General features: G+C 65.5%; 18 protein-coding genes and 1 pseudogene. 7 read left to right on the top strand and 12 right to left on the bottom strand.

What is annotated here, in order from left to right:
- Positions 1-10: 10 nt before the first annotated feature.
- From K410_RS0106360 to K410_RS0106345, 4 genes are all read right to left on the bottom strand, one after another.
- Positions 11-832 (bottom strand): SDR family NAD(P)-dependent oxidoreductase, encoded by an 822-nt coding sequence (locus K410_RS0106360; RefSeq protein WP_028134067.1) that lies wholly within the window; start codon positions 830-832, stop codon positions 11-13.
- A gap of 18 nt (positions 833-850) precedes the next feature.
- Complete coding sequence (locus K410_RS0106355) at positions 851-1,405, bottom strand: cytochrome P460 family protein (protein ID WP_028134066.1); 555 nt, start codon at positions 1,403-1,405, stop codon at positions 851-853.
- 72 nt (positions 1,406-1,477) lie between these two features.
- The gene (locus K410_RS0106350; RefSeq protein WP_028134065.1) at positions 1,478-2,506 is read right to left on the bottom strand and encodes an alpha/beta fold hydrolase; all 1,029 of its coding nucleotides are present in this window, start codon (positions 2,504-2,506) and stop codon (positions 1,478-1,480) included.
- Positions 2,507-2,541: 35 nt separating this feature from the next.
- On the bottom strand, positions 2,542-2,958 hold the full coding sequence (locus tag K410_RS0106345) for an organic hydroperoxide resistance protein (RefSeq protein WP_028134064.1): 417 nt from the start codon (positions 2,956-2,958) through the stop codon (positions 2,542-2,544).
- 198 nt (positions 2,959-3,156) lie between these two features.
- On the opposite strand from K410_RS0106345, the pseudogene K410_RS0106340 reads away from it, so the two are divergent.
- Positions 3,157-5,997: pseudogene (locus tag K410_RS0106340) on the top strand (ATP-binding protein).
- 7 nt (positions 5,998-6,004) lie between these two features.
- Here the strand turns inward: K410_RS0106340 and K410_RS0106335 are convergent.
- Positions 6,005-6,676, bottom strand: a complete 672-nt coding sequence (locus K410_RS0106335) for a response regulator (RefSeq protein WP_028134063.1) — start codon at positions 6,674-6,676, stop codon at positions 6,005-6,007.
- A gap of 340 nt (positions 6,677-7,016) precedes the next feature.
- Between K410_RS0106335 and K410_RS0106330 the strand changes: the two genes are divergently transcribed.
- Positions 7,017-8,642 (top strand): MFS transporter, encoded by a 1,626-nt coding sequence (locus K410_RS0106330; protein ID WP_245269331.1) that lies wholly within the window; start codon positions 7,017-7,019, stop codon positions 8,640-8,642.
- Positions 8,643-8,706: 64 nt separating this feature from the next.
- Here K410_RS0106330 and K410_RS0106325 read toward each other — a convergent pair whose 3' ends face one another.
- The 3 genes from K410_RS0106325 to K410_RS39285 all read right to left on the bottom strand — a co-directional run bounded on the left by K410_RS0106325 (position 8,707) and on the right by K410_RS39285 (position 10,329).
- Entirely contained in the window at positions 8,707-9,180 is a 474-nt protein-coding gene (locus K410_RS0106325; protein WP_028134061.1) for a secondary thiamine-phosphate synthase enzyme YjbQ, read from the bottom strand.
- 148 nt (positions 9,181-9,328) lie between these two features.
- Positions 9,329-9,877 (bottom strand): hypothetical protein, encoded by a 549-nt coding sequence (locus K410_RS0106320; protein ID WP_028134060.1) that lies wholly within the window; start codon positions 9,875-9,877, stop codon positions 9,329-9,331.
- A complete protein-coding gene (locus K410_RS39285; protein WP_196236060.1) occupies positions 9,874-10,329 on the bottom strand; it encodes a hypothetical protein in 456 nt (151 codons plus the stop codon). The genes K410_RS0106320 and K410_RS39285 overlap by 4 nt, the downstream gene beginning before the upstream one ends.
- On the opposite strand from K410_RS39285, the gene K410_RS0106310 reads away from it, so the two are divergent.
- The 5 genes from K410_RS0106310 (at position 10,237) to K410_RS0106285 (ending at position 12,874) form a co-directional block, all read left to right on the top strand.
- Entirely contained in the window at positions 10,237-10,611 is a 375-nt protein-coding gene (locus K410_RS0106310; RefSeq protein WP_028134059.1) for an AtpZ/AtpI family protein, read from the top strand. The genes K410_RS39285 and K410_RS0106310 overlap by 93 nt on opposite strands.
- A gap of 109 nt (positions 10,612-10,720) precedes the next feature.
- The gene (locus K410_RS0106300) at positions 10,721-11,470 is read left to right on the top strand and encodes a F0F1 ATP synthase subunit A (protein ID WP_028134058.1); all 750 of its coding nucleotides are present in this window, start codon (positions 10,721-10,723) and stop codon (positions 11,468-11,470) included.
- A gap of 53 nt (positions 11,471-11,523) precedes the next feature.
- On the top strand, positions 11,524-11,754 hold the full coding sequence (locus tag K410_RS0106295; protein ID WP_007599451.1) for a F0F1 ATP synthase subunit C: 231 nt from the start codon (positions 11,524-11,526) through the stop codon (positions 11,752-11,754).
- Positions 11,755-11,819: 65 nt separating this feature from the next.
- A complete protein-coding gene (locus K410_RS0106290; protein ID WP_028134057.1) occupies positions 11,820-12,383 on the top strand; it encodes a F0F1 ATP synthase subunit B in 564 nt (187 codons plus the stop codon).
- Positions 12,384-12,388: 5 nt separating this feature from the next.
- Positions 12,389-12,874, top strand: coding sequence for a F0F1 ATP synthase subunit B family protein (locus tag K410_RS0106285; protein WP_028134056.1), 486 nt, complete (start codon positions 12,389-12,391; stop codon positions 12,872-12,874).
- A gap of 204 nt (positions 12,875-13,078) precedes the next feature.
- Here the strand turns inward: K410_RS0106285 and K410_RS0106280 are convergent, their stop codons facing one another.
- The 4 genes from K410_RS0106280 to thrC all read right to left on the bottom strand — a co-directional run bounded on the left by K410_RS0106280 (position 13,079) and on the right by thrC (position 17,181).
- On the bottom strand, positions 13,079-13,729 hold the full coding sequence (locus K410_RS0106280) for a hypothetical protein (protein WP_028134055.1): 651 nt from the start codon (positions 13,727-13,729) through the stop codon (positions 13,079-13,081).
- A 122-nt stretch (positions 13,730-13,851) separates the two neighbouring features.
- Positions 13,852-14,439, bottom strand: a complete 588-nt coding sequence (locus K410_RS0106275; RefSeq protein WP_011084002.1) for a GNAT family N-acetyltransferase — start codon at positions 14,437-14,439, stop codon at positions 13,852-13,854.
- A 37-nt stretch (positions 14,440-14,476) separates the two neighbouring features.
- Positions 14,477-15,766 carry a M16 family metallopeptidase gene (locus tag K410_RS0106270; protein WP_028134054.1) on the bottom strand — a complete coding sequence of 430 codons (1,290 nt, stop codon included), beginning with the start codon at positions 15,764-15,766 and terminating at the stop codon, positions 14,477-14,479.
- The gene (gene thrC, locus K410_RS0106265; protein WP_028134053.1) at positions 15,763-17,181 is read right to left on the bottom strand and encodes a threonine synthase; all 1,419 of its coding nucleotides are present in this window, start codon (positions 17,179-17,181) and stop codon (positions 15,763-15,765) included. The genes K410_RS0106270 and thrC overlap by 4 nt, the downstream gene beginning before the upstream one ends.
- Positions 17,182-17,600: the final 419 nt, after the last annotated feature.

Below are 17,600 nucleotides of genomic sequence, written 5' to 3'. Positions count from 1 at the left end.
GACGCGTGCGTCAGTAGTCGGTCGATAAGCTGAGCGCGCGCCACCTCTCCAATTCCTCGAGACGAAGCCTGTCCGCCGCCGCGATGGCGTTGACGGCATCGCTGCCGAGCGCGATGCGCAGAGGCGGGTGATCCATGTTCGCAAGCTGCAATACCACAACGGCCGCCTTGGCGGGATCACCGGGCTGACGGCCATCGTAGTCGCGCTGCATCCTGACCGCGGCACCGACCACCGCGTCGTACTCCGGACGTCCTTCGTCGGTCTCATGCGAGGTCTGGGCAAAGCCGGTCCGGAAGCCGCCGGGCTCGACGATGGTCACATGCACGCCGATCAGCGCCATCTCGCGCGCCAGCGATTCCGAAAAGCCTTCGATACCCCATTTCGCCGCCGAATAGGGCGCGCGGGCCGGCGCGCCGATGCGGCCGCCGACCGACGAGACCTGCATGATGTGCCCGCGGCGCTGCTTGCGCAGCACCGGGATCGCCGCCTTGGTGACGATGATGGTGCCGATCAGATTGACCTCGATCTGCTGCCGGAACGAGGCGAGGCTGGTGTCCTCGACCGAACCGAGATCGCCATAGCCGGCATTGTTCACGACGACGTCGAGACCGCCGAAGGCTTCCACCGCGAGGTCGATCGCCGCTTGCGCTGCCGCTTCGTCAGTCACGTCAAGCGTTGCCAGCCGCAGTCTTTCCCCGAAACGTTCGCGCAGCGGTTCGAGCGGGTCGAGATTGCGAGCCGTGGCCACGACCCGGTTGCCCGCAACCAGTGCGGCTTCCGTGATGGCGCGACCCAACCCGCGCGAACTGCCGCTGATGAACCAGGTCTTCATACCAGTCTCCGAAAGGACTTAAGGCGCGAGCCGCGTGAACACGTAATCGTGGCTCTTGGCACGGGCTTCGTGACAGCCCCAGCAGGTGCGGTGCTGGGCCTCGTCAACCGGCTTGCCGTTGATGAAGCGGCCAAAGCCCCAGCCTCCAGTGGAGGCATATTTCTTGGAATCCTTGACCATCACCTGGACCGTCGTAGCAGTTCCGGGGATCGTCGCGGATGCAAATTCAGGTGATTGCTTCCGCTTCCAAGCGCGCTTGACCAACACGGTCCCGTCCGGGAATGGAAGCTTGCCGGCCTGATAGGCGTCGATTGCGGTCTGGTTGCCGACAACGGCGCGAAGCTCGTCGAGCGGCGCGGCCTCTTCGGCCGGTGCGATCAGCTCCCATTGCTTGTAACCCGACGGAATGGTGACGCCGAAGATCGGCGATGCCTCGACCGCGCCAGGTCCCTCGGCAAGAGCGATCGAGACCAGATATGGCACGCAAGTCAGGAGAACGATTAGAAGCAGCACGGCCAGCGTGATCGCCGTGGCATAGGATCGCTTGTTCTTTTCGGATTCGATCGGCGTCATGAGATTTCTTCAGGCTGGGAGGACGGCACATCCCCGGTCCAGCCACGCTGCACCGGGGCATCGCAAGAATGATCAGGCGCCGTCGGCGTCGATGACGGCCTTGGCAAACGCTTGCGGCGCTTCCTGCGGCAGATTGTGGCCGATGCCGCCGGTGATCAGGCGAAACTCGTACCGGCCTGAAAACTTCTTGGCGTAGGCACTGGGGTCAGGATGCGGCGCGCCATTGGCGTCGCCTTCCATCGTGATCGTCGGCACATCGATGACGGGAGCCGCCGCCAGCTTCTTCTCTAACTGCTCATATCTCGCTTCGCCCTGGGCGAGCCCGAGCCGCCAGCGGTAATTATGGATCGTGATCGCGACATGATCCTTGTTGTCCAGCGCCGCGGCGCTGCGGGCGAAGGTGGCGTCGTCGAACGTCCATTGCGGCGAGGCGAGCTTCCAGATCAGCTTGGCGAAATCGTGCGTGTACTTCTCGTATCCGGCACGGCCGCGCTCGGTGGCGAAGTAAAACTGATACCACCATTGCAGCTCCGCCTGCGGCGGCAACGGCATGTTGCCAGCGGCCTGGCTGGAGATCAGGTAACCGCTGACCGACACCAGCGCGCGGCAACGCTCCGGCCACAGCGCGGCGATGATGTCGGCGGTGCGCGCGCCCCAGTCGAAGCCGGCGACGACAGCCTTCTTGATATCGAGCTTGTCCATCAGCGCGATGATGTCGGTGGCCATTGCGGCGGGCTCGCCGTTGCGCGGCGTCTCACTGGACAGGAAGTGCGTCGAGCCGTAACCGCGCAAATAAGGGATGATCACGCGATAGCCCGCCTTTGCCAGGATCGGCGCGACGTCGACGAAGGCGTGAATGTCGTAGGGCCAGCCATGCAGCAGGATCGCCACGGGACCGTTCGAAGGACCAGCCTCGGCATACCCGACATTGAGAACGCCGGCGTCGATCTGCTTGATGGCGCCGAAGGACGCCTTCGATCCGGATGATCGCGGCGCTTCCGTCTCCGCGCGCACGAGGTCGATCGCCCCGAGGCCGACGGCGATGGTTCCGGCGGCGATACCAAAGAAGTTGCGGCGCTGCTGGTCGATCATCTGCTTCATGATGTTGTTACCTTGTGGTGATGGGTGCTGGTGCGTCAGATCAGTGCGACCGTGACGTCGATGTTGCCGCGAACGGCCTTGGAATAGGGGCAGGTCTGATGCGCATCATCGACGATGCCGCGCGCGATCTCGGGATCGAGGCCTGGCAGGCTGACATTGAGCCGTGCCCGGAGCGAATAGGCGCCGTCGTCGAGCACGAGATCGATCTCCGCATCGACAGCGCATTTCCTCGGAAGCTCGATCTTGCGCTTGCGGGCCGCGATCTCCATCGCGCCTTCGAAGCAGGCCGACCAGCCGGCGGCGAACAATTGCTCGGGATTGGTGCCGATGCCTGCGCCGCCCGGCGGCGACAGCTTGACGTCAAGCCGGCCATCGGAGCTGCGCGACATGCCGTCGTGCCGCCCGCCGCTGGTGTGGGTCCTGGCCGTGTAGAGTGTCTGCGCCTGCGTCATGAAGCTCTCCTTGCCGTCACGCCACCGACTAGCAGTGGCTGCGACGGCACACCCGTTTGGACTTGTGAGAAATTGTGAGGTCTCGTCTTGCCGGCGTCACAAGGCCTGCATCCGCGGTCTGTTGGCGATGCAGGGACGGCCTTGCCCGATCGCGCTCATCTGGCTATCGGGTCCTGTCGAAGGGACCAGGATTTCGCCATGACCGAGCCGGCCGGAACCGCGACCGGAACCTTGTCGTTCGGGCCATTCTCCGTGACGCCGCATGAAAGGCTCGTGATGCGCGACGGCGTCGCGTTGCCGCTCGGCGCGAAGGCCTTCGACACGCTGATGGCGCTGATGGCGCGGCCGAACGAGGTCGTCAGCAAATGGGACCTGATGGCGCTGGTGTGACCCGGCCTCACGGTCGAGGAGGCCAATCTGCGCTTTCACGTCGCAGCGCTTCGCAAGGCGCTCGGCGACGGCAAGGATGGCGCCCGCTACATCACGACGCTCTCCGGCCGCGGCTATTGCTTCGTGGCGCCGATCTCGCGAACGGATATCGCGCCGGCGCGGCGCCCCGCAGCGAGGCTGGAACTGCCGCCCGTGAAGCTGCCGAACCGCTTGCAGCGGATGGTCGGGCGCGAGGATGCGATCGCCGCCGTCTCCGGCAAGCTCGTCGTCTCGCGCTTCGTCACGATTGCCGGTCCCGGCGGCGTCGGCAAGACGGCGGTCGCCGTGGCGATCGCGCACGATCTGCTCGAAACATTCTCCGATGCCGCGCACTTTGTCGATCTGGCCGCGCTGAGCGATCCCGATCTCGTGATCACCTCGATCCTGCTGATGCTTGGTCTGCCGGCCGAGACCGAGGACCCCCTGCCGACGCTGCTCGCACATGTCAGGGACAAGCGTATGCTGCTGATCCTCGACAATTGCGAGCACGTCATCGCCACGGCCGCACCGCTGGCCGCGGAGATCTTCCACGCGGCGCCGCAGGTCCATATCCTCGCGACCAGCCGCGAAGCCCTGCGCGTCGAGGGCGAACAGGTCTATCGATTGGCCCCGCTCGCTGTTCCACCCGACAGTTCCGGACTGACGGCCGCCGCAGCGCAGACCTATCCCGCACTTCAGCTGTTCCTCGAACGTGCCACGGCCGGCGGCGCGCAGATCACGCTCGACGACGCAAATGCCGAGATCATCGCGCGGATCTGCCGCAAGCTCGACGGCATGGCGCTGGCGATCGAGCTCGCCGCCGGCCGGGTCGAAGCCTACGGCCTGGAGCAGACGGCCGCGCTGCTGGGCGAGCGTCTCAATCTGCTCTGGCAAGGCCAGCGGACGGCGCCACCCCGGCAGAAGACGTTGCAGGCTACGCTCGACTGGAGCTACGGCTTGCTGTCCGATCTCGAACGCCTCGTGTTGCGCAGGCTTGCGGTCTTCGCCGGGCATTTCACCATCGACGCAGCGCTCGAGGTCGTGCCGGACCAGCGCGTCGATCATGCCCGTCTGTTCGACGCCATCGACGGTCTCGTTGCCAAATCGATGGTCGCGCCGCGACCGATCGGCGCCATGATGCGCTACCGTCTGCTCGACACGACGCGCGCATATCTGCTCGAGATCGAACCTGATGACGCGGCGCTCGCCGCCCGCCACGCGACTTACTACCGGCCATGGCTGGAGCAGGCCGGCATGACATGGGCCACGGTGCCGAGCCCGGACGAACGCGCGGCTCACTTTTCCGCACTTCACAATGTGCGCGCCGCGCTCGACTGGTGCTTCGGCGCGGGCGGCGATCCCGGCATCGGCATTGCGCTCGCCGCTGCCGCGGCGCCGATCTTCCTGGCGATGTCCCTGCTGATCGAATGCCGGCGCTGGTCGGAACGCGCGCTGCTGGCGTTGGCGCCCTCCGCGCGCGGCAGCACCGAAGAAATGCACGTCCAGGCCGCCCTCGGGCTGACCTTGATGTTCACGCGCGGCGGCAGCGAAGCGGCGCGCGGCGCGTTGAGCCGGAGCCTTGAGATCGCCGAAGCGCATGGCGACGACATCAACCGGCTCCAGCTGCTCGGCCGCATGCATATCTTTCACGAGCGGATGGGCGAGTTCGACGCCGCGCTTGGTTACGCGCGAGAGAGCCTCGCGGTCGCGAGGTCGCTGGGCGACCCCGCCTCGGTCGCCCTCGCCCATTCCCTCCTCGGCGTGTCGCTGCATCTGGCCGGCGAGCATCGCGGCGCGCGCGAGATGCTGGAGATCGCCTGGGAGGGACCCGGCACGGAACGGATCAGCACGGTCTACGGCTTCGATCATCGTAACCGGGCCGGCATCACGCTGGCCCGCGAACTCTGGTTGCAGGGCCGGCCCGCAGATGCGCGGCAACTGGCGCAGCAGACGGTCACCGAGGCCGCGCAGATGGATCACCCGATCACGCTCTGTATCGCGCTGATCTGGGCGGTTTCGATCGAGCTCTGGAGCGGAGACCTCGACGGGGCGGACGAGAACATCGACCGCTTCATCGCGCATGCCAATTCGCGCTCGATGGGCCCCTATCTCGCGGTCGGCCGGGGCGTCAAGGGCGAGCTGGCGATCCGGCGCGGCGACGCCGCCGGTGGCGTCGAGACCATCAGGACCTGTCTGCGCGAGCTGCACGATGCCGGCTACGAGCTGCTCACCACGACCTTCAACATCGCGCTGGTGCAGGGCTTGCTGGCGCTCGGGCAGATCGAGCAGAGCGCCGGGCTGATCGACGATGCGATCCGCCTCGTCGCGCGGAGCGGCGATCACCTCTACACCCCCGAGCTGCTGCGCATGAGGGCCAGGGTCTTGGCGGAGATGCCGGAGCCGCAGATCGAGGACGCAGAGGCCTGCCTCATGCAATCGCTCGAACTCAGCCGCGCCAAAGGCGCGAAAGCCTGGGAGCTGCGAGCGGCAATCGATCTCGCCGGGCTCTTCGACAAGCGAGGCCAGCACGAGCAAGCGAAGCGATTGCTGCGATCATCCCTCGACGGCTTTGCCGAAGGCTCCGAGACGGCGGACATCAGGGCTGCCGATGCGCTCCTGAAGAGGCTGTAGCGGGAGCTCAGCCCGTCGGCGTGCCCTGCCTCCACTGGCCGCCGGCGATCTTGGCGGCCGCGATCACGGCCTGGGTGCGGCTCTCGACGCCGAGCTTTTGCAGGATGGCCGAGACATGCGCCTTGATGGTGGCCTCGGAGACCCCGAGCTCGTAGGCGATCTGCTTGTTGAGGAGACCCTCCGACAGCATCATGAGGACCCGGACCTGCTGCGGCGTCAGCGTCACCAGCCGGTCGCGCAGGCGCGTCATGTCGGGGTCGCCAGCCGCGGACAGGTCGGTGTCGGCGGGAACCCAGACCTCGCCTTCCATCACCTTGAGGATGGCGTCGCGCAACGTCTCGACGCCGAAGCGCTTCGGAATGAAGCCGGACGCGCCGAAATCGAGCGAGCGGCGGATCGTGGCGCTGTCGTCGGACGCCGAGACGATCACCACCGGGATCGCCGGATATTGCGCGCGCAGATAGATCAGGCCGGAAAAGCCGGAGATCCCGGGCATCGAGAGGTCGAGCAGGATCAGATCGACGTCCGAGGACTGTTCCAGGAGCTTGGTCAGATCCTCGAACGACCCGGCCTCGTCGATTTGGGCCGAGGTCAGGACGCCGGCCACCGCCTGTCGCAGCGCATCGCGGAACAGGGGATGGTCATCGGCGATGACGAGATGGGTCGATGGAGCGTTCATCGTTCTCTTGCTGTCGTTCGCAGGCCGGCGGACCGATCCCGGGTGCGGCAATTCTTCCCTGAGCGGCCGTGGCATGCAAGTGCGCATTATCCCTTTGCCGCAAAGGGTTAATCCCGGAGCCCCGCGAAGATCGCACACCGGCGCCCGATACCGCGCATCAGCTGCGCGTCAGTGCGCAAGGCCGAAAGTCGTATTGGGGCAGGTTTCACGCCGATGTTACCTTATGGGCAAGTCCTGGATCGATCCGGCATGTCCGGACATCCGGGGGCGCGAGGAAACACGTTTCGGGGAGCGACTCAACATGTCGACTATGGCTGTATCTCAAACAAGGGCAGGAGGAATGACGAAGGACGAACGCTTCGTCATTCTCGCTTCCTCGCTCGGCACTGTTTTCGAATGGTACGATTTTTATCTCTACGGCTCGCTGGCCAGCATCATCGGCGCGCAGTTCTTCTCGGCCTATCCGCCGGCAACCCGCGACATCTTCGCGCTGCTTGCGTTCGCCGCCGGCTTCCTGGTGCGTCCGTTCGGCGCGATCGTGTTCGGCCGCATCGGCGACATCGTCGGCCGCAAATACACCTTCCTCGTCACCATCCTGATCATGGGTCTGTCGACCTTCATCGTCGGCCTGCTGCCCAACGCGGCCACCATCGGTATCGCGGCCCCGATCATCCTGATCACGCTGCGTCTCGCCCAGGGCCTCGCCCTCGGCGGTGAATATGGCGGTGCGGCGACCTATGTCGCGGAGCATGCGCCGAACGGCCAACGCGGCTACTACACGTCCTTCATCCAAACCACGGCGACCCTCGGCCTGTTCCTGTCGCTGATTGTGATCCTATTCACGCGAACGATCACGGGTGAGGCGGACTTCGCGGCCTGGGGCTGGCGCATCCCGTTCCTGGTCTCGGTGCTGCTGCTCGGCATCTCGGTCTGGATCCGGCTTCGCCTCAACGAATCGCCGATCTTCCAGCAGATGAAGGAAGAGGGCAAGGGCTCGAAGGCGCCGCTGACGGAAGCCTTCGGCAACTGGCAGAACGGCAAGCTCGTGCTGCTGGCGCTGCTCGGCGGCGTGATGGGTCAGGGCGTGGTGTGGTACACCGGCCAGTTCTACGCGCTGTTCTTCCTGCAATCGATCCTGAAGGTCGACGGCTACACCGCCAACCTGCTGATCGCCTGGTCGCTGCTGCTGGGCACCGGCTTCTTCATCGTGTTCGGCATGCTGTCCGATCGTATCGGCCGCAAGCCGATCATCCTCGGCGGCTGCCTGATCGCGGCGCTGACCTTCTTCCCGATCTTCAAGATGATCACCACCAACGCCAACCCCGCGCTGGAAAAGGCCATCGAGACGGTCAAGGTCGAGGTGGTGGCCGATCCCAAGGGCTGCGGCGACCTGTTCAACCCGGTCGGTACCCGCGTCTTCACCGCACCTTGCGACACCGCGCGCGCCTACCTGTCGCAGTCGTCGGTCAAGTACTCGACCACGCCGGGCGCAGCCGGCTCTGGCGTGAAGGTGATGGTGAACGGCCAGGAAGTGCCCTACACCAATGCCAAGGACGGCAACCCGGCGGTGCTCGCCGCGGTGCAGGCGGCCGGTTATCCGAAGACGGGTGACGCCGGCATCGTGAAGATGGCGCATCCGTTCGACATCTTCCGCGCGCAGCCGGCCGCCATCATCGGGCTGCTGTTCGTCCTGGTGCTGTTCGTCACCATGGTGTACGGCCCGATCGCGGCGATGCTGGTCGAACTGTTCCCGACCCGCATCCGCTACACCTCGATGTCGCTGCCCTACCACATTGGTAACGGCTGGTTCGGCGGCCTGTTGCCGGCGACCGCCTTCGCCATCGTGGCCTCGACCGGCGACATCTATGCCGGCCTCTGGTACCCGATCATCTTCGCCTCCATTACCGTCGTGATCGGCTTCCTGTTCCTGCCCGAGACCAAGGACGTCGACATCAAGGGCACCTGATCGAAAGCACCGATCTCAACCAGCACCAACCGGCCGCGGCTTCCCGCGGCCGGTTTTGTTTTGGTCACCGCGACGCGCCGACGAATTGCAGCACCACCTCGCGGCGATGCGGACGCCTGCGATGCTCGATCAGATAAATGGCTTGCCAGGTCCCGAGCGCGAGCCTGCCTTCCAGAACCGGGACCTGAAGCGAGGTCCCGGTCAACATCGTCTTGACGTGGGCCGGCATGTCGTCCGGTCCTTCGGTGTCGTGGGTCCAGCCGGCATTCTCCGGCGCGAGCCGGGACAGCGCCGTGGCGAGGTCAACGAGCACGGAAGGGTCAGCGTTCTCCTGGATCGTCAGCGAGGCCGAGGTATGGCGGATGAACAGCGTCAGGGCACCGTCGCGGGCGCGAACCTCGTCGATGAATCTTGCAGCTTCGCTGGTGAGATCGGTGAAGCCGTGGCCCGATGTCTGCACCGTCAGCAGCGACGACGCGACCGTGGTCGCCTGCACCGACGATGGCGCCGAGCGGGTGACGGATTTGGTGGACATCATGAAAGGTCTCTCAACTCGGAAAGCTGTCGTGGGCAAAGCGAAGCGTGCCCACGTCTTTCTTCATCATCGTAGAGATTTCGTGGGCACGGCGCTTTGCGCCTTTACCCCCCTTACGAGAGCTCAACGTGTCGAGGGCTTCAACGGCTCCTCAAATCTTTCCCGACACGTCCCTCTGCACGCGGTTGGCCATGTCGATCAGCCGCCGCCAGGCCTTTTCCAGAAACGACATCACGCGATCGACGTCCTGGTCGCTCGGCAGCGGGATCTCGATCTTGCGTTCGCCCTCGGCACGCTTGGGCTCGGCACTCCTGGGCTCGGCTTTCTGCAGCGGGTCGGATTTCGGCAGCGCCTCGTCGACCTTGCCCGACACCGTCGGCCCCGCCGCGAGCTGCCTCTTCAGCTTCTCGACCTCGGCCTGGAGCCTGCCGATCTCGGCGTCGAGCGCGGTCCGTTCGTCGGGCACCGCATAGCAGGCCCAGCCGGCGCCGTTCTTGGTGCAGGTCGAGACCGTGCCGGTGCGGGTGTCGAGCCGCAGCACGCCCTCGGGGATGGGCGTCATGCTGTAGCGACCGTTTTCGCCATCGGGTGCCGATGGCGCAGCCATCAGGCCGCCGCCGATCGCGATCGCCGCTGCGAACACCGCCGCCGCAAGCCAGGATGCTGGGAAGGATGTTGTGGATGACGTCACTGGTCTCATCGCGCTCTCCGCCACGACGCATAGGTGGCAATCCGGCAAATTCTACACCCCGGCAAAGCGATCCGCCGCCCAAAATGCACGCCGACATCAACGATCCCTGGGGCGTCTTCGATCCCGGCAGCGCGGCGAAAGGGTGGTCGCAGCCGCCGATCCTGCGGCACGCTGCTGCGGTGCGGCGTCACGCTGTGTGCAGCGCTGCCGTTCGCGCCAATATTGTCAAATAAATCAGCTACATAACCGAAAGCGACGCAATCGTGACTTGGCTTGACTTGATTATAGGCCATCAGTATGGTCCGCGCGGCTTTTGAGGGTGGCGGGCGTAATTTCCATTCAGCCGCGGCGTTTCGGGTCTTTGTTGCATGACACAGGGCACGGGACACGGCGGGAATGGAGATCGCGATAGATCGTCCGAGGAAGCTGCGCTTTCCGAACGGCTCGGAAGTCTTGATCACAGGTTGTCCGAATTTCGCGACCGCCGGATCAAGACCGAGCAACCCGCAGGTGACGGTGGAGACGGAGCGGCCAGAGCCTCGGCGATGGCGCTTGGTTTCCGACTATCCTCGGAGTTGATCGCCGGCGTCGCTGTCGGAGGGGGGATTGGCTGGGGCTTCGACCGCTTGCTGTCGACCTCGCCTTTCGGGTTTATCGTGTTCCTGTTGCTGGGCTTCGTCGCCGGCGTGGTGAATGTGGTGAGAACGGCAGGCGCGGGTCAGAACAGGCGCGGTGGATCTTAGCCGATCCGCACCAGCAGAGTGATCGTGCCGGTCTTGCCGGCACGGGCCGGCCCGGCCGGCAGACCGAGACCCGCCGGCATTGCCCGGCAGACCAAGAGATGCCGCGCTGATGAAAATCGATCCGATCCACCAGTTCAACATCGAGCCTCTCTTCACGCTGGGCCATATCGGCAATCACACGATCGCCTTCACCAATTCGTCGCTCTATATGCTGGTGGCGGTGGCCATCATCTCGATCCTGATGCTCGCCAGCGGAACCCAGCTGGTTCCCGGGCGCCTGCAGTCGATCGCCGAGATCTCCTACGAATTCGTCGCCTCGACCATCCGCTCGACGGCCGGCGCGGAAGGCATGAAGTTCTTCCCGCTGATCTTCTCGCTGTTCATGTTCATCTGCGTCTCGAACCTGGTCGGCATCATCCCCTACACCTTCACGGTGTCGAGCCATCTGATCGTCACCGCGGCGCTCGCGCTGCTGGTCTTCTTCACCGTCCTGATCTACGGCCTCTACAAGAACGGCCTGAAGTTCTTCAAGATTTTCGTTCCCCACGGCGTCCCCATCTACATCCTGCCGCTGGTCATGTTCATCGAGATCCTGTCGTTCTTCCTGCGGCCGGTCTCCCACAGCGTCCGTCTCTTCGCCAACATGCTGGCCGGCCACATCGCGCTGAAGGTCTTCGCGGGCTTCGTCGCCATGCTCGGCTTCTCGCTCGGGGCGCTGGGCTGGGTCGGCGGCGTGCTGCCGCTCGCGCTCACGGTCGCGCTGACGTCGCTGGAGCTGCTGGTCGCGTTCCTGCAGGCCTACGTGTTCGCGATCCTGACCTGCATCTACCTCAACGACGCCATTCATCCGGGACACTGAACGGTCCGGGGAATTTCCACCCACCACCCAATCTTTCTTCCAAGGAGTCTAAAATGGATCCGGCAGCAGCAAAACTTATCGGCGCGGGCATCGCGTGCATCGGCATGGGCGGTGCGGGCGTCGGCGTGGGCGTGATCTTCGGCAACTACCTCGCCGCAGCCGTCCGCAACCCGTCGGCCGCTCAGGGCCAGTTCGGCAACCTGATCTTCGGCTTCGCCGTGACCGAAGCGCTCGGCATCTTCTCGCTGCTGATCGCGCTGTTGCTGCTGTTCGTTCCGCTCTGAGGACGACGTTTTTCGCGCCGTTCCAGTCCCTGGGACGGCGCGTGTGACTGCAACAGGAGAACTCCATGGCTGAGAGTCATGGCGGCGCAAAAGGTCCGGCGGGCGCTCATACCGAGGCTGACGGTGGTCACCACGGTGGCGGCTTTCCGCCGTTCGAGAGCAGCAGCTTCGCTTCACAGCTGGTGTCGCTCGCGATCTTCTTCGTCCTGCTTTACGTGATCGTGTCCAAGCTCGCTCTGCCGCGCATCGGCGGTGCGATCGAGGCGCGTCAGAACAAGATCGAGGGTGACCTCGCCGAGGCGCAGAAGCTGAAGGATCAGTCCGAGGCGGCGCTGAAGGCCTACGAAAGCGAGCTCGCTGCGGCGCGCGCGCGGGCGCAGGCGATCGGCAACGAATCCCGCGACAAGGCGAATGCGCAGGCCGAGGCCGAGCGCAAGGCGCTGGAACAGCAATTGGCGGCCAAGCTCGCCGAGGCGGAGAAGACCATCGCCTCGACCCGCGCCACCGCCATGAGCAACGTCCGCGGCATCGCGGCCGATGCGGCCGGCCAGATCGTGCAGCAGCTGACCGGCGTCGTTCCCGACGCCGCCTCGGTCAATGCCGCGGTCGATGCGTCCCTGAAAGGTTAGTCGAGATGGTCTTCGAACCTGAATTTTGGGTCGCCGTCGCCTTCGTGATCCTGATGGTCGTGTTCGGCTATCTCGGGGTCTTCAAGACGGCGATGACCGCGCTCGATCATCGTGCCGCCCGCATCAAGGCCGAGCTCGACGACGCCCAGCGCCTCAAGCAGGAAGCCGCCAAGGTGCTTGCCGACTACAAGGCGCGCACCGCCTCGGCCGAACGCGAAGCCGCCGAGATCATCGCCAACGCCAGAAGCGAAGCCGAGCGCATCGCGACCGATGCCAAGGCGAAGATGGAAGACTTCGTGGCACGCCGGACCAAGACCGCGGAGAGCAAGATCGCGCTCGCCGAGGCCCAGGCGCTGGCCGATGTTCGCGCCGCAGCCGCCGAAGCCGCCGTCCAGGCCGCCTCGACGATCCTGTCGCAGTCGGTCAAGGGCCAGGTCGCTGACGATCTGCTGGCCAAGGGCATCAGCGAAGTCAGGCAGAAGCTGAACTGAGGGTGTTGCCTTCACCAATCAGAAAGCCGGCGCGATGAGCGCCGGCTTTTTTGTTTGGCGCGACCCGTGTCCCGGACGCGGTGCAGCGTGCAACGCTGCTCCGCAGAGCCGGGACCCATAAATTCGGAACATGCATCCGAAGCTCCTGGGCCCCCGGCTCTGCGCCGCACCGCTACGCGCTGCGGCGCGTCCGGGGCACGAGGCTCATTTCTTCTTCCGCCCCTTCGGCTCGGGCGCGAGCGCCTGCGGGTCGAAGCCGACATAGAAAATGTAATTATCGGCGACCGCGGGTGCTGGCACCGGATAGGTCATGTCCTCGATGACGAAGGTAAAGGGCACGCTGCCGCCCGGGGTCATGTCGACCGTGGTCCGGTAGGCCTTCGAGGCGATCACCTTCTCGCCGACGCCGCCCTGCACGACCGCGAAACGCAGCGGCACCTCGACGGAGGCAGGCGCACCGGCGGGACCGGCGATGACGCGGCCCTGGATGCCGATCCGGGCCGTGATGCCGGCGCTGCTGCGGGCACATTCGCGCGCCATCTTGGTGATCGAGGCCTGGAAGCGAATGTCGTTGCCGACGGCCGGCTTGCCCGGGACACCAACCGCGTAGGTCGAGGCTCCCGCGCGCACCGTCACCTGGGGGCAATCGAGCTCGTCTTCGGCCGGCTGGCCGGGCGCAGGCGCCGGCTTCGGCTCGGCCGGCTCGTCGGACTTGCCGCCGAACAGGCTCTTGAAGCGGTCGGTCAGAGACTGGGCCTTCACCGGCGGGACAGAGGCGAGCACAACCGACAATGCCAGCGCGATTCCCCCTCCCAGCCGCAACGCATTCCGCGATGACCGAAGCTGCTGCACCATCAACGCCTATACTCCAATGACAATTGTCCGGCCGATCGCGGTCCGGGGCATGCGGTTATATCGCCAAAATCGGCGAACCCAAGGCAGCAAAAAGGGGGACTTGGCCGCATGAACCGGGCCGCTCAGCCGCGGAAATCCTCGTGCAGGAGGCCGAACAGCAAATGATCCTGCCAGACCCCGTTGATGCAGAGATAGCGGCGGGCGAGCCCCTCGCGTGAGAAGCCGCACTTCTCCAGCACCCGGATCGACGGCGCATTGGTGGGGATGCAGGCGGCCTCGACCCGGTGCAGATTGAGCTCGCCGAACAATGTCGGCAGCAGCACCCGCAGCGCGGCCGTCATGTAGCCGCGATGGGCATGGGGCTGCCCCACCCAATAGCCGATGGTGCCGGCCTGCACGATGCCGCGGCGGACATTGGCCAGCGTGATGCCGCCGACCATGGCGCCGTCGAGCTCGCGGAAGATCAGAAAAGGATAGGAACGGTCCGCGGCGATGTCCTCGGAATAGCGGCGCAGACGGCGGCGGAAGCCCGAGCGGGTGAGATCGTCCGAGGGCCAGATCGGCTCCCACGGCGTCAGGTAATCGCGGCTGGATTCGCGCAGATGAGCCCATTGCAGGAAGTCCGACATCTGCGGCGCGCGCAACAACAGCCCGTTGCCGCGCGGTGCGAGGGCGGCGGGTCCACTGGACGGCAGGCGAAAGAGGGCCATGGTGATGCTTCCGGGGGCGGGCGCCGTTGGGCGGCTCCTAGTGCAGCCGCGCCTTGGCGCGCGCCCGGGTCAATCCTTCCGCAAAAGCCACCGCCGTGTCCAGACCCCTGCCACTGCCCAATGCGACAACGGCAGGCCGGCTCCGCGACAACAGCGCACGCGCCGCGTCCCGGGTCGATTCGACGCTGACGGCGTCGATTCGCCCGACCAGTTCCTCGACCGTCTGCGGCCGGCCATAGGCGAGGACGTGCCGGGCGAGCTGCTCGGCGCGGGAGGAGCAGCTCTCCAGCGCCATCAGCAGACCCGCCTTCATCTGCGCCTTGGCCCGCGCGATCTCGGCCTCGGTCAGCGTCTCCACCGAATCATTCATGATGTCGACCACGACCTCCATCATCTCCGGCGCATCGGCCGGATCGGTGCCGGTGTAGAGCCCGAAGAACCCGGTATCGGTATAGGGCGCGTGGAACGAATAGATGGAGTAGCAGAGGCCGCGCTTCTCGCGCACCTCCTGGAACAGGCGCGAGGACATTCCGCCGCCGAGCACGTTGGTGAAGACCTGGAGCGAGAACAGCGCCGGATCGTTCTGCGGCACGCCTTCCAGCGCCAGCGTCAGATGCGCCTGCTCCAGCTCGCGATGCACCACCTTGGCGCCGCCCTTGCCGAACTGAGCGGTTTGCGGCTTCGGGCCCGGCGCCGCCTCGAAACTGGCAAAGCGCTTCTCGGCCTCGGCGACCACCTGATCGTGATCGACCGCGCCGGCCGCCGCCACCACCATGTCGGGCCCGCGATAATGCGTCGAGAGGTAACCGCGCAGCATGTCGCGGTTGAAGCTGCGCAGCGTCTTGGCCGTGCCGAGCAGCGAGCGGCCCATCGGCTGGTCGGGATAGCAGAGCTCGTTCAGATGCTCGAACACGACGTCGTCGGGCGTATCCTGCGCGGCACCGATTTCCTGCACGATGACGTTCTTCTCGCGCTCCAGCTCGTCGGGCTCGAAGGCCGGATTGGCGAGGATGTCGGCGAGCACGTCGAGCGCGAGCGGCACGTCGGCCTTCAGCACCCGCGCGTAATAGGACGTGGTCTCGGTCGAGGTGCCGGCGTTGAGGTCGCCGCCGACCGCCTCGATCTCCTCGACGATCTCGCGCGAGGAGCGCTTCGTGGTGCCCTTGAACGCCATGTGCTCGAGCAGATGGGAAATGCCATGCTCGTTCGGCTTCTCGTCACGGCCGCCGACGCCGGCCCAGACGCCGAGCGCGGCGGTCTCGAGCTGGGGCATCTTGTCGGTGACGACGGTCAGGCCGGAGGCAAGCTTGGAAATCTCGACGCTCATCCGGCAACTCCCTGCTTTGCAGCGCGGCTGACCGACAGCACGAACCGCTCGACCTCGGCCTGATCGTTCTTCATCACCTTCATGTGTTCTGATTTGGTCATCAAACCGTCGAGCCAGGCCGGCAGTTGCGGCCGCTGGCCGCAGGCCGCTTCGACGGCGTCGGGGAATTTGGCGGGATGGGCGGTGGAGAGCACGATGCTCGGCACCCGCGTGTCCGTGGTGTCGCGGTCGGCGACAGCGAGCGCCACCGCCGTGTGGGGATCGACCAGCTCGCCTGCCTCGCGCCAGCCGGCGCGGATCGCAGCCGCGGTCTCGGTCTCGTCGGCGCGTCCGGCGTCGAACTCCTCGCGGATGGCGGCCAGCGTCGCATCGGGCAGCACGAAACGCCCGGACTGCTTCAGCTGCTCCATCAGGCGGCGCACGCCCGCCGCATCGCGCCGGCCGGCCTCGAACAGCAGCCGCTCGAAATTCGACGAGATCTGGATGTCCATCGACGGCGACGCCGTCGCGTGCACCTCGCGCACCTCGTAGATTCCCGTCTTCAGCGTGCGCGCCAGGATGTCGTTGACGTTGGCGGCGATGCGCAGGGTCCGCACCGGCAATCCCATGCGCTTGGCGACGTAGCCGGCAAAGATGTCGCCGAAATTGCCCGTCGGCACCACGAAATCCACCGCGCGCGCCGGCGCACCGACGGCAACGGCCGAGGTGAAATAATAGACCACCTGGGCGACGATGCGCGCCCAGTTGATGGAATTGACGCCCGAGAGCGAGGTCGCATCGCGGAAGCGATGGTTGTTGAACATCCCCTTCACGAGCGCCTGGCAATCGTCGAAATTGCCCTCGATGGCGAGCGCATGGACGTTGGCCGCGCCCGTGGTCGTCATCATCCGCCGCTGCACCTCGGAGATGCGGCCGTGCGGAAACAGCACGATCAGGTCCACGTTCTCGAGGCCGGCGAAAGCCTCCACAGCGGCGCCGCCGGTATCGCCTGACGTCGCGACCACGATGGTGGTGCGCTGGCCGCGCTTGGCGAGCACATGGTCCATCAGCCGTGAGATGAGCTGCATCGCCACGTCCTTGAAGGCGAGCGTCGGACCGTGGAACAGCTCCAGCACGAACTGGTGCGGCGACATCTGGCGCAGCGGCACCACCGCCGGGTGGCGGAAGGTCGCATAGGCCTCGTTCGCCATGCGGCCGAGCTCGGCGTCGGTGATCTCGCCGCCGGTGAAGGGACTGATCACATCGACCGCGACCTCCCAATAGGGACGGCCGAAAAAGCCGGTGATGGTCTCGGTCGACAGCTGCGGCCAGATGGTCGGCACATACAGGCCGCCGTCGCGCGCGAGCCCGGTCAGCATCACGTCGCAGAAGCCGAGTTCGGGGGCTTCGCCCCGGGTCGAGATATAACGAGTCAAACTGCCCTCCAAAGGCCGGGCGGCCTGAGCCGCCCGTTAAGCCTTTGATTTTACGAAATTACTTGTTAGCCGCCAGAGGCTTTGCGCCACCATAAAGTGTTTTGCGGCATCAGGAAACCGCTTCCCGCCTCGACCCGGTCCAACGAAAAAGGGGCTGCGGTCGTGCCGCAACCCCTCTCTTGGAAGGTCTGTCGTTGATGTGTGCAGACCGGTTTGCCTATCGGGGTCCCCGACCCGTCAAAAACTGTCGCGCAACCTTTCGTCGCCTGTCACGAAACCGTCAAGAGCCAAAACGGCGAGGGGGCGAAAATGTTCCTATTTTTCCCGATAACAATCCGGCCCTTGGCGCGCGCATCCAAGCAGAAGCGGCGCGTATTTCCGCTATTTCCTGAACTCTTATATTGCCCGAATTCTTGGAG

The sequence above is a fragment of the Bradyrhizobium sp. 22 genome (assembly GCF_000482425.1).
Taxonomy (GTDB): domain Bacteria; phylum Pseudomonadota; class Alphaproteobacteria; order Rhizobiales; family Xanthobacteraceae; genus Bradyrhizobium; species Bradyrhizobium japonicum_B.
Note: the sequence above shows the minus strand (reverse complement) of the source record. Positions and strands in the feature narration are given on the sequence as shown.